At 67.8% G+C, this 11,568-nt stretch carries 13 protein-coding genes and 1 riboswitch; of the genes, 9 read left to right on the top strand and 4 right to left on the bottom strand.

The features are described 5' to 3' along the window. Positions 1-34: 34 nt before the first annotated feature. Positions 35-469, top strand: coding sequence for a PaaI family thioesterase (locus tag AC1EJR_RS06500; protein ID WP_092291450.1), 435 nt, complete (start codon positions 35-37; stop codon positions 467-469). Here the strand turns inward: AC1EJR_RS06500 and AC1EJR_RS06495 are convergent. Next, a complete protein-coding gene (locus tag AC1EJR_RS06495; RefSeq protein WP_477112743.1) occupies positions 466-882 on the bottom strand; it encodes a PGDYG domain-containing protein in 417 nt (138 codons plus the stop codon). The genes AC1EJR_RS06500 and AC1EJR_RS06495 overlap by 4 nt on opposite strands. Before the next feature lie 9 nt (positions 883-891). Beyond that, entirely contained in the window at positions 892-1,731 is an 840-nt protein-coding gene (thiD, locus tag AC1EJR_RS06490; protein WP_092291454.1) for a bifunctional hydroxymethylpyrimidine kinase/phosphomethylpyrimidine kinase, read from the bottom strand. Between the two features lie 98 nt (positions 1,732-1,829). Further along, positions 1,830-1,901: riboswitch (S-adenosyl-L-homocysteine riboswitch) on the top strand. Between the two features lie 110 nt (positions 1,902-2,011). On the opposite strand from thiD, the gene ahcY reads away from it, so the two are divergent. From ahcY to AC1EJR_RS06470, 4 genes are all read left to right on the top strand, one after another. Continuing rightward, positions 2,012-3,430, top strand: a complete 1,419-nt coding sequence (gene ahcY / locus AC1EJR_RS06485) for an adenosylhomocysteinase (protein WP_477146902.1) — start codon at positions 2,012-2,014, stop codon at positions 3,428-3,430. A 78-nt stretch (positions 3,431-3,508) separates the two neighbouring features. Beyond that, a complete protein-coding gene (locus AC1EJR_RS06480) occupies positions 3,509-3,856 on the top strand; it encodes a phage holin family protein (RefSeq protein WP_092291458.1) in 348 nt (115 codons plus the stop codon). A gap of 12 nt (positions 3,857-3,868) precedes the next feature. Beyond that, complete coding sequence (gene metF / locus AC1EJR_RS06475) at positions 3,869-4,699, top strand: methylenetetrahydrofolate reductase [NAD(P)H] (protein ID WP_441591404.1); 831 nt, start codon at positions 3,869-3,871, stop codon at positions 4,697-4,699. A 38-nt stretch (positions 4,700-4,737) separates the two neighbouring features. Beyond that, positions 4,738-5,499 carry a Mut7-C RNAse domain-containing protein gene (locus tag AC1EJR_RS06470; RefSeq protein WP_092291462.1) on the top strand — a complete coding sequence of 254 codons (762 nt, stop codon included), beginning with the start codon at positions 4,738-4,740 and terminating at the stop codon, positions 5,497-5,499. Here the strand turns inward: AC1EJR_RS06470 and AC1EJR_RS06465 are convergent. Next, entirely contained in the window at positions 5,496-6,089 is a 594-nt protein-coding gene (locus tag AC1EJR_RS06465) for a 5-formyltetrahydrofolate cyclo-ligase (RefSeq protein WP_477105375.1), read from the bottom strand. The genes AC1EJR_RS06470 and AC1EJR_RS06465 overlap by 4 nt on opposite strands. 118 nt (positions 6,090-6,207) lie before the next feature. Here AC1EJR_RS06465 and AC1EJR_RS06460 point away from each other — a divergent pair, with 118 nt between their 5' ends. The 4 genes from AC1EJR_RS06460 (at position 6,208) to AC1EJR_RS06445 (ending at position 11,363) form a co-directional block, all read left to right on the top strand. Next, on the top strand, positions 6,208-8,166 hold the full coding sequence (locus AC1EJR_RS06460) for a lytic transglycosylase domain-containing protein (RefSeq protein ID WP_477146901.1): 1,959 nt from the start codon (positions 6,208-6,210) through the stop codon (positions 8,164-8,166). Positions 8,167-8,249: 83 nt separating this feature from the next. Then, the gene (locus AC1EJR_RS06455) at positions 8,250-9,272 is read left to right on the top strand and encodes a complex I NDUFA9 subunit family protein (protein ID WP_441591401.1); all 1,023 of its coding nucleotides are present in this window, start codon (positions 8,250-8,252) and stop codon (positions 9,270-9,272) included. Between the two features lie 143 nt (positions 9,273-9,415). Further along, positions 9,416-10,105, top strand: a complete 690-nt coding sequence (locus tag AC1EJR_RS06450) for a glutathione S-transferase family protein (RefSeq protein ID WP_477112742.1) — start codon at positions 9,416-9,418, stop codon at positions 10,103-10,105. Positions 10,106-10,112: 7 nt separating this feature from the next. Continuing rightward, the gene (locus AC1EJR_RS06445) at positions 10,113-11,363 is read left to right on the top strand and encodes a multifunctional CCA addition/repair protein (RefSeq protein WP_477112741.1); all 1,251 of its coding nucleotides are present in this window, start codon (positions 10,113-10,115) and stop codon (positions 11,361-11,363) included. A 10-nt stretch (positions 11,364-11,373) separates the two neighbouring features. Here AC1EJR_RS06445 and AC1EJR_RS06440 read toward each other — a convergent pair whose 3' ends face one another. Continuing rightward, positions 11,374-11,568 (bottom strand): DUF2905 domain-containing protein, encoded by a 195-nt coding sequence (locus AC1EJR_RS06440; RefSeq protein WP_092291474.1) that lies wholly within the window; start codon positions 11,566-11,568, stop codon positions 11,374-11,376.

Raw genomic sequence — 11,568 nt, 5'->3', positions numbered from 1 at the left:
GCCATACGGAACCCGGAGCAGAGAGGAAACAGCCGTGAACGAGATCAAGCCCGTCGCCCCTGGCACCCCGGAAAAGCCGTATTTCGGCATCGACATTCCGCTGATGCGGCATCTGGGCCTGCAGCCGGAACATATGGAAGAGGGGAAGTGCCGCACGCGCCTGCCGGCCAACCCGGCGCTCGTGAACAGCCGGGGCGATGTGCACGGCGGCACGCTGATGGCCGTGCTCGATTTCACGCTCAGCGGCGCGGCGCGGTCCTACTCKCCGCTCGACGTGGGCGTGATCACCATCGACATGTCCACGCACTTCCTGGCCGCCGCGCGCGGTGAACTGACCTTCGAGTCGCGCTGCATCCGGCGCGGCGCCAAGATCGCCTTCTGCGAAGGCGAGGCGCGTGACGCGGCCGGCACCGTGGTGTGCGTGGCCCGCGCCGCGTTCAAGCTCGTGCAGCTGGCCGGCGGCAACTAATCCTCCATCCGGCGGTACACCGCCAGGAAGCGCGCGCGCTCGGTGATGCCATAGTCGCCGGGCGCGTATTGCATCAGCCAGTCGCCGGCCTTGCCGGTCAGCACATCGCCGCCGGTCGAGCGCGCGATGGCGAACGGCACCGTCATCTCCTTCGCCAGCACCGGCACCGGCCGGTTGCGCCAGCCACCGCCGTCCACCGGCAGGTAGCGCGCGTCGAAGCGGTCGCGCGAGACCACCCAGCGGTCGCCCGTGGCGCCGGTCACGATGGCGTCGCCGGGCTGGTAGCGGTTGGGGCCTTCCCGGCTCACCAGCTCGCCGGGCTCTGCGGCAAACGTCACCTGGACGACTTCCTCCTTGATATAGCGGGCCGCGGCCGGATCGGTGCGCAGGTCGATATCGCTCAAAGTCTGCATGGTCGGACCTCAACCCAGCGCGCGCGGCGCGAAGGCATGGTTCAGCGGGCCGTTCCCGGCCCCGATGCGCAGCCGGGCCCCGGCGGCGATGGCCTGCGCCACGTAGTCCAGCGCGGTGCTGATGGCGTCGGCCAGTGCGTCGCCACGGGCCAGTTGCGCGGCGATGGCGGCCGCCAGCGTGCAGCCGGTGCCGTGCAGGTTCGGCGTGTCGATGCGCGGATGGGTGAACACGCGCACCGTGCCATCGGCCAGCATCAGCAGGTCGTCGAGCCCCCGGCCGTGCGGGCCATCGTCCCGATCATCTTCCAGATGGCCGCCCTTGAGCAGCACGGCCTGGCAGCCTAGCGCGAGCAGGTCGGCGGCAGCGGTCTCCATGTCCGCGCGGCGCGCGATGCGGCGGCCGAGCAGGTAGGAGGCTTCCGGCAGGTTGGGCGTGACCACCAGCGCGCGCGGGAACAGCAGCCGCACCATGGCCTGGCTGGTGGCGTCGTCCGAGAGCGTGGCGCCAGACGTGGAAATCATCACCGGGTCCACCACCAGTTGGCGGATACCGTGGCGGTCCACCGCATCGGCCACGGCCTCGACGATGGCGGCCGTGCCGAGCATGCCGGTCTTGGCCGCGTCCACGCCGATGTCCGTGGCGACGGCATCGATCTGGGCGGCCACCATGTCGGCCGGAATGGCGTGCACGCCGGTCACGCCGAGCGTGTTCTGCGCCGTGATGGCGGTAATCGCGCTCATGCCGAAGCAGCCGAGTGCGCTGAAAGTCTTCAGGTCGGCCTGGATGCCGGCACCGCCGCCGGAGTCGGAACCGGCGATGGTCAGCGTGCGGGGTGGCGTGGAAAGCATGTGGGCGGGCAGGATGGCAGGGAGGCTGGAAGAGGAATAGACGGGAAAAAAGTCCGTTTCTCGCGCCGCAGGCGCGGACAGGCACGCTACAATACCGCCACTCCGAGGAGCGTTGCAACGGATGGCCCTCATCCGCCAGGCTCGGAATGTTTCAACGGCGCTCGCTGATCCGTGGTCCGCACGGAGGCGAGTCGACCTATCCGCCCGTTCCGCAATTCGCGCGGGATGCGGCCGTTGTCCCCCCTCGTCACCTGCGTGCCACTCTTCACCGGAGTGAAACATGAACGCTGTGACCGAACTCAAGCAAGACTACCTCGTGGCCGATATCGGCCTGGCCGGCTGGGGCCGCAAGGAAATCGCCATCGCCGAGACCGAAATGCCGGGTCTGATGGCCATCCGTGACGAATTCGCCGCCGCGCAGCCGCTCAAGGGCGCCCGCATCGCCGGTTCGCTGCACATGACCATCCAGACCGCCGTGCTGATCGAGACGCTGGTGGCACTGGGCGCCGACGTGCGCTGGGCCTCGTGCAACATCTTCTCGACGCAGGACCACGCCGCCGCCGCCATCGCCGCGTCCGGCGTGCCGGTTTTCGCGTTCAAGGGCGAGTCGCTCAAGGAATACTGGGACTTCACGCACCGCATCTTCGACTGGACCGACGGCAGCACGCCGAACATGATCCTGGACGACGGCGGCGACGCCACGCTGCTGCTGCACCTGGGCGCCCGTGCCGAGAAGGACGCGTCGCTGATCGCCAAGCCGACCAGCGAGGAAGAAACCTACCTGTTCGCCGCCATCAAGGAAAAGCTGGCCAAGGACCCGAGCTGGTACAGCCGTAACCTGGCCGCCATCCGTGGCGTGACGGAGGAAACCACCACCGGCGTGCACCGCCTGTACCAGATGGCACAGCGCGGCGAACTGAAGTTCCCGGCCATCAACGTGAACGACTCGGTGACCAAGAGCAAGTTCGACAACMTGTACKGTTGCCGGGAATCGCTCGTGGACGGCATCAAGCGTGCCACGGACGTGATGATCGCCGGCAAGGTGGCCGTGGTGGCTGGCTACGGTGACGTGGGCAAGGGCAGCGCCCAGGCCCTGCGCGCGCTGTCGGCCCAGGTCTGGGTGACCGAGATCGACCCGATCTGCGCGCTCCAGGCTGCCATGGAAGGCTACCGCGTGGTGACCATGGACTACGCCGCCGAGCACGGCGACATCTTCGTCACCTGCACCGGCAACTACCACGTCATCACGCACGACCACATGGCCAAGATGAAGGACCAGGCCATCGTCTGCAACATCGGTCACTTCGACAACGAGATCGACATCGCCTCGGTGGAAAAGTACCAGTGGGACGAGATCAAGCCGCAGGTGGACCACGTGGTGTTCCCGGACGGCAAGAAGATCATCCTGCTGGCCAAGGGCCGCCTGGTGAACCTGGGCTGCGCCACGGGCCACCCGTCGTACGTGATGAGCAGCTCGTTCGCCAACCAGACCATCGCCCAGATCGAACTGTGGGCCGAGCGTGACACCGGCAAGTACCCGGTGGGCGTGTACACCCTGCCGAAGCACCTGGACGAGAAGGTCGCGCGCCTGCAGCTGAAGAAGCTGAACGCGCAGCTGACCGAGCTGACCGAGCAGCAGGCCGCGTACATCGGCGTGCAGAAGCAAGGCCCGTACAAGGCTGACCACTACCGCTATTGATCGGCGGGAGGTGTCCCCCCCCTCTCCCGTTCGCGGGGGAGGGGGGAAATCGACAGGCAACCTGGAAAAGGAGTCGCAATGAGACTGTTGGCCGTTTGGATCATCAATGCCGCCTCGCTGTTCCTGGTCGGAAGCGTCATCTCCGGCATCTCGCTGGGCGGGTTCGGCTCGGCGATGATCGCCGCGCTGGTGCTGGGCCTCGTCAACACGCTGATCCGGCCCATCCTGGTCATTCTGACGCTGCCGGTCACGCTGCTGACGCTGGGCCTGTTCATCTTCGTCATCAACGCGCTGCTGTTCCTGTTCGTCGGCAACCTGCTGTCGGGCTTCGTGGTGCAGGGCTTCGGCGCCGCGCTGCTGGGCTCCATCCTGTACAGCGTGATCTCGTGGGTGCTGTCGAGCCTGTTGCTCGGCGACCGCGACTGAGACTTTATTCGCATGACAGACCGCTACTACAGCTTCGAATTCTTCCCGCCGAAGACGGCGGAAGGCACGGAGAAACTGCGCAACACGCGCGCGCAGCTGGCTCCGCTGCAACCCAAGTACATCTCGGTGACGTTCGGCGCCGGCGGCACCACGCAGCAGGGCACGCTGGACGCCGTGCTGGAGATCCAGCGTGATGGCATCGAGGCCGCGCCGCACCTTTCGTGCGTGGGTTCCACGCGCGACAGCATCCGCCAGATCCTGAAGACGTACCGCGACGGCGGCATCCGCCATGTCGTGGCGCTGCGGGGCGACATGCCGTCCGGCATGGGCGAAATCGGCGAATTCCGATACGCCAACGAACTCGTGGAATTCATCCGCGCCGAGACCGGCGACTGGTTCCACATCGAGGTGGCGGCGTACCCCGAGTACCACCCGCAGGCGAAGTCGCCGCGCCACGACCTCGACAATTTCGTCCGCAAGGTCCGCGCGGGCGCCGATTCGGCGATCACGCAGTACTTTTACAACGCCGACGCCTACTTCCGTTTCGTCGACGAAGTGCGCGCGCTGGGCGTGGACGTACCGATCGTGCCGGGCATCATGCCGATCACGAACTACTCGCAGCTGATGCGTTTTTCGGAAATGTGCGGTGCCGAAGTGCCGCGCTGGGTGGCCAAGCGGCTGGAGTCGTTCGGCGACGACCGGGAGTCCATCCGCGCGTTCGGCCTGGACGTGGTGACCGGGCTCTGCGACCGCCTGCTGGCCGCCGGCGTGCCGGGCCTGCACTTCTACACGCTCAACGCCGCCGGCGCCACCAAGGCGGTCTGGGAACGGCTGAAGCTGTAACTTCCATCGGACGGGGTCATGGGGGCATACTGCGCCCCATGGTTCCCGCCACCGTCACCGCCACCTTCCGCTTCTACGAGGAGCTGAACGATTTCCTGGCGCGCACCCGACGCCACCAGGACATCGTCGTGCCCTGCGCCCGCGCGGCCACGGTCAAGCACATGATCGAGGCGCTCGGCGTGCCGCACACCGAGGTGGAGTTGATCCTGGTCAATGGCGAATCGGTGGCATTCGACCGCCCCGTGCAGGACGGCGACCGCGTGGCCGTCTATCCCACCTTCGAAGCCTTCGACATCTCGCCCCTGCTCCGCGTGCGCGATCAGCCACTGCGCGAGACCCGTTTCGTTGCCGATGCCCATCTGGGCGGCCTGGCGCACCTGCTGCGCATGACCGGCTTCGATACCCTCTACGACAACCATTTCGAAGACAGCGAGATCGCGCGGATTGCCGCCGAGGAGGGCCGCATCGTGCTCACGCGCGACCGCGAACTGCTCAAGCGGCGCGGCGTGACGCACGGCTGCTATGTACGGGCGATCAAGTCGGCGCTCCAGGTGCGCGAGGTCTTCCGGCGGCTCGACCTGGCCCGCAGTGCGCGTCCGTTCTCGCTGTGCCTGGACTGCAATGTGCCACTGCATCGGATCGACAAGTCGGAAGTGGACGGCCGCGTACCCGAGGGCGTGCTGGCGCGGCACACGCGCTTTGTCACCTGCCCGCACTGCCGGCGGGTGTTCTGGGAGGGGTCGCACTGGCGCAAGATGCGTGCGCTGGTGGACGAATTGCTAGCCGAGGAGAACGCTTAGAACGCGCCGCCTTCGGTGACGATCCAGTCCATCGGCAGGTCGTGTGGCTGGGCCTGCAAGGGAATCTCGCAGGCCGCGAAGCCGATGCCGATGGACACCGGCGTTTCTGCGAGGGCCGCCAGCGTGCGGTCGTAGAAGCCGCCGCCGTAGCCGAGGCGGAACTTATCGCGGCTGAAACCGACACAGGGAATGAGCAGCGCGTCGGGCAACACGGCCTCGGTGCCATCGGGCACGGGAATGTCGTAGTGGCCGGCGCGCATTGTCGTCTCGGGCGTCCAGGCGTGGAAGTCCAGCGGCGTGCCGGGGCGGGTGACCACCGGCAGCGCGGCCTGGCGGCCCGGCATGCCGGCCAGCCATTGCACGATGACGGCGCGTGCGTCGAATTCGCCCTGGATCGGCCAATAGAAGCCCACGCGTCGCGCGCCCAGGCGTTCGAGCAGGGGCGCCAGGGCGGCACCGATGCGCGCGTCGGCCTCGGCGCGATCCGACAGGCCGGCGCGCAGCGCGAGCAGTCGCCGGCGCAGCGCGCGGCGCTCTTCGAGGAATGGCAGGTTTTCTGCCCCGTTGTCTGGGGCCTGTTCAGGCTGCATGGCGTGCAATAATGGCCGGCACCGCGATCGATCGATGGATCGACATCCGAATACCAACACGCGCGGGGCGCGACCGGGTACCCCGGCGCCGCGCGCGGACCAACAAGGGATAGCAAGAATGCCGAAGGGAGTATATCTGCGCCGTGCGCAACGCGCCGCGTGGCTGGCAGGACTGGGGGCGTTGACAGGTGCATTGCTGGCCACGCCGGCCTACGCCCAGAAGCGCCCGGCGCCGCAGCCGGCCGCGCTGACCATCCCCAGCAATCCGGACGATGCCTTTGTCGCGCTGCGCGAGGCTGCCCGCAAGAACGATGTGGACCGCACGGCCGCCATCTCGGCCACGCTGGTCGACTATCCGATTCCGTCGTATGTGGAGTATTTCCGCATCAAGCCGCAGCTGTTCGATGCCAGCGGCCTGGCCCGCATCGACGCGCCCGACGAGCAGGTGCGCGTGTTCCTGAAGCGTTACCAGGGCGAGGCGATTGCCGACCGCATGCGCAATGACTGGCTGCTGGTGCTGGGCAAGAAGCGCGACTGGGCCAACTTCGACGTCGAATACCCACAGTTCGTGCTGAAGGACGACACGCAGGTGGAGTGCTACGCGCTGTTGTCGAGTGCGCTCAAGGGCAAGAACGTGGCCGCCGATTCGCGCGCGGTGCTGGCGGACCCGCGCTATTACGGCGAGGGCTGCGTCGACCTGATCAGCTATCTGGCGCAGAGCCAGCAGATCCAGCGCAGCGACGTGGCGTTCCAGGCACGCCAGGCGCTCGAACTGAATTTCACGACGCTGGCGGCAAGGATCGCCGCGACCGTGCCCGATGCACGGGTCGATAGCGACACGCTGGCCACCGTCGTCAAGATGGCCCGCAACGATCCGGCCCAGGCTGCGGCCTACCTGACCGCCTCGGGCGGCACGCTGTCGCGCGACGAGCAGGGCGCCGGCTGGGGCGTGATCGGCCAGTACGCGGCCAAGAAGCTGATGCCCGAGGCCGCCGGCTACTACAAGAACCAGATGACGTTGGGCGGCAACCAGTGGCTGTCCGATGAATCGCAGGAATGGCGCGTGCGCGCCGCGCTGCGCCAGGGCGACTGGAAGCAGGTGCGCCAGGCTGTGGAGCTGATGCGCCCCGAGATGCGCGCCAAGGACCCGGCGTGGATCTACTGGTACGCCCGCGCGCTCAAGGCCGATGGCCGCACCGCGGACGCGCAGACGCAGTTCCAGACCATCGCTGGCCAGTTCAACTTCTACGGCCAGCTTGCCACCKAGGAACTCGGCAACCGCATCACGCTGCCGCCGCGCACCACGGTCTCCGATGCCGAGGCGATGGCCATGCGCACGCGGCCCGGCTTCGTGCGCGCGCAGAAGTTCTATGACCTGAACCTGCGTTTCGAAGGCAATCGCGAGTGGAACTGGGAGCTGCGCAGCATGAGCGACCGCGAACTGCTGGCCGCCGCCGAGTACGCGCGCAAGATCGAACTGCTCGACCGCACCGTCAACACGGCCGACCGCACCAAGGCGGAGCACGATTTCTCGCTGCGTTTCGTCATGCCGTACCGGGACATCATGCAGCGGGCCACCGACGACGTGGGCCTGGACATGGCCTGGGCCTATGGCCTGATCCGCCAGGAATCGCGTTTCATCATGAACGCGCGCTCGTCGGCCGGCGCGCATGGCCTGATGCAGGTGATGCCGGCCACGGCCAAGTTCGTGGCGCGCAAGATCGGCATGACCGACTTCTCGCCGTCGATGATGAGTGACCCCAATATCAACATCCTGCTCGGTACAAATTACATGAGCATGGTGCTGACGGACCTGGACAGCTCGTGGACGCTGGCCTCGGCGGGCTACAACGCTGGCCCGGGACGGCCCAAGAGCTGGCGCAGCAGCCTCTCCCGGCCGGTAGAAGGCGCGATCTTTGCAGAGACGATTCCGTTCACGGAAACGCGAACTTATGTCAAGAATGTGCTTTCCAACGCTACGTACTATGCTGCATTGATGAGCGGCCGGCCCCAGTCTCTCAAAGACCGCCTGGGAACGGTCGCGCCGTCCTCGGTCACGACCACCAGCCTGCCTTGATGTAGCGGGGCCAGCAGGAGGCGCCGTGACTCCGGGCGCGCATCGAGAGATGCCAGCGTTACGTGACCGTCACGGAGCCCACCATGCTGACCAGTAATGTCCTCGTGATCGGTGGCGCCGGATTCATCGGCAGCCACCTCGTCTCCCGCCTTGCCGGCGCGGCCTCCGCCTCAGGGGTGCCGCGCAATCCCGCCACCAATCCCGACAGTCCCATCGCGCCAGAGCGCATCCTGGTGGGCTCGCGTCGTGCCGAGCACGCCCAGCACCTGTTGCTGCTGCCGCGCGTGGAAGTCTGCGAACTGGGCCTGGCCGACGCCGCCGCGCTGGACGACGCCATTGGCTCGGTCGGCGTGGACGGCATCGTCGTCAATCTCGTCGGCGTACTGCATGGCGACCGGGGCGACCCATATGGCCCCCAGTTCGCCGCCGCGCACGTAGACCTGCCGCGCCAGATCGTGGCCTCCTGCCAGCGCACCGGCGTTCGCCGGCTGATCCATATGAGCGCGCTCGGCGCGGACGCGCAGGGGCCGTCGATGTACCTGCGCAGCAAGGGCGAGGGCGAGCGCATGGTGCGCGAGAGCGGGCTCGACTGGACCGTCATGCGGCCGTCGGTCGTGTTCGGCCCGGACGACCACTTCCTGAACCTGTTCGCCCAGATGCAGCAGATGGCCCCCGTGGTGCCGCTGGCCTGCGCCCAGGCGCGCTTCCAGCCCGTGTTCGTGATGGATGTGGTGGAGGCCTTCCTGCGCGCGATGGTCAACCCGGCTACGGTCGGCCAGGTCTACGAGGTGGGTGGGCCGCAGGTCTACACGCTCGAGGAACTGGTGCGCTTCGCCGGGCGGGCGTCGGGCCATCCGCGCCCGGTCATCGCGCTGCCCGATGCGCTGGCGCGCGTGCAGGCGGCCGTGCTCGAACACATGCCCGGCGGCCCGGTCATGTCGCGCGACAACCTCGACTCGATGCGCCTGGACAACGTGCTGCACGCGCCGATGTCGGCCGAACTCGGCCTGGAACCGGCTAGCCTGGAGTCCGTGATGACCGATGTGCTGGGTGGCCGCAACCGCGAGGCGGCGCTCCAGGCCATGCGGGAGAGCGTGCACCGCTGACCCCCAACATCGCTCCCTCTGACGCCGATGTGACTTGCGCTCACAGCCTTGCGAGCGCAATTCATTTGGAGGCGGCGCGGCCCACTCGCTAGAATCATCGGTTMAGGCCATTTTCCCTCCCCCCCGCCCCCCAAGGAATCGCGATGAAACTCGTCATCGGCAACAAGAACTACTCGTCCTGGTCGCTGCGCCCCTGGCTGCTGCTGCGCCAGGCTGGCATCGCGTTCGAGGAGATTCCCGTGCGGCTGGGCACGCCCGGCTTCACGGCGCAGATCGCCCAGTACTCGCCGGCCGGCAAGGTGCCGACGCTGGTGGATGGCGACGTCACGGTCTGGGATTCGCTGTCGATCTCGGAATACCTGGCCGAACGTTTCCCCGAGAAGGCGCTCTGGCCGGCTGACCCCGCCGCGCGCGCGCTGGCACGTTCGGTCTGCGCCGAGATGCATTCGGGCTTCGCCAACGTGCGCAACCAGTTGCCGATGAACGTGACTGCCGTGCTGCCCGGCTGCGGCTGGAACGTGGCCGTGCAGCGCGAGGTGGAGCGCATCGCCACGATCTGGACCGACCTGCGCACACGCTTCGGCGCCGAGGGCCCGTTCCTGTTCGGCACCTTCTCGGTGGCGGACGCGTTCTACGCGCCCGTGGTCTCGCGCTTCGCCACCTACGGCATCCACCTGCCCGAGACGGCCAAGCAATACGCCGATTTCATCCTCGCGCTGCCGGCCATGCAAGAATGGATCGCCGCCGCGCGCGAGGAACGCGATTTCCTGGCCGACGACGAGCCGTACCGCACCGTGCCGGACCATCCGGACGCCATCGTCATCCATCACTAGGAATTTCATGCAGGTCTATGCCGTGGGCGGCGCCATCCGCGACCAGTTGCTGGGCAAGCCGAGCCAGGACCGCGACTACGTGGTCGTCGGCGCCACGCCGGCCGAGATGGAGGCGGCCGGCTACAAGCCCGTGGGCAAGGACTTCCCGGTCTTCCTGCATCCGCGCACCAAGGAGGAGTACGCCCTCGCGCGTACCGAACGCAAGACGGCGGCGGGCTACAAGGGCTTCGCGTTCTACTGCGCGCCCGACGTCACGCTCGAGGATGATCTGGTCCGGCGCGACCTGACCGTCAACGCGATGGCGCAGGCCGTGGACGATGCCGGCCAGCTCGTCGGGCCGATCATCGACCCGTACGGCGGCCAGCGCGATCTGGACGCGCGGCTGTTCCGTCATGTCTCCGATGCCTTCGCCGAAGACCCGGTGCGCATCCTGCGCGCGGCGCGTTTCGCGGCGCGCTTCCATGACTTCTCCGTGGCGCCCGAGACCGTGGCGCTGATGCGCGCGATGGTCGAGGCGGGCGAGGTCGACGCGCTGGTGCCGGAGCGGGTGTGGCAGGAGCTGGCGCGCGGGCTGATGGAGGCGAAGCCGTCGCGGATGTTCGACGTGCTGCGCGAATGTGGCGCGCTGGCGCGGCTGCTGCCCGAGCTGGACCGGCTCTGGGGCGTGCCGCAGCGCGCCGAGTATCACCCCGAGGTGGATACGGGCGTGCACGTGATGATGGTGGTCGATCATGCAGCCGCGACCGGCGCGTCGCTGCCGATCCGCTTCGCGGCACTGGTCCACGACCTCGGCAAGGGCACCACGCCGGCAGACGTGCTGCCGCGCCACATCGGCCATGAACAGCGCAGCGTGAAGCTGCTCGAAGCGGTCTGCGAGCGGCTGCGCGTGCCGAACGACTGCCGCGACCTGGCGGTGCTGGTGGCGCGCGAGCACGGCAACATCCATCGATCGATGGAATTCGGCGCCGCCGCGCTGACCCGGCTGGTGGAGCGCTGCGACGCGCTGCGCAAGCCGGACCGCTTCGCGGAGGCCCTGAAGGCCTGCGAGGCCGACGCGCGTGGTCGGCTAGGTTTCGAGGATCGGGATTATCCGCAGACCGAACGCCTGATGGCGGCACGGGCAGCGGCGGCCTCGGTCGATGCCGGCGCCATCGCCAAGGCCTGCGCGGACCGGCCGGACCTGATCAAGGAACGCGTGCACAAGGCCCGCATCGCGGCGGTGGCGGAGAAGCTGGGGCTGGGCGCGGAGCCCGACTGAAGGGCTACGCCTACAGCAGCTTCCCAATCGCCAGCGCGATCAGCGACAGCAGGATGGTCGAGGCGAACGGCAGCACGTACTCGCGCTTGAACAGCCGGAAGCGCACGTCGCCGGGCAGCCTGCCCAGGCCGATCTTCTGCAGCCACGGCAGCGAGGCCGACAGCACGATCACGCAGAGGAAGATGGTGAATGTCCAGCGCAGCAT

It is taken from the genome of Cupriavidus sp. 05T42, assembly GCF_056396345.1.
Note: the sequence above shows the minus strand (reverse complement) of the source record. Positions and strands in the feature narration are given on the sequence as shown.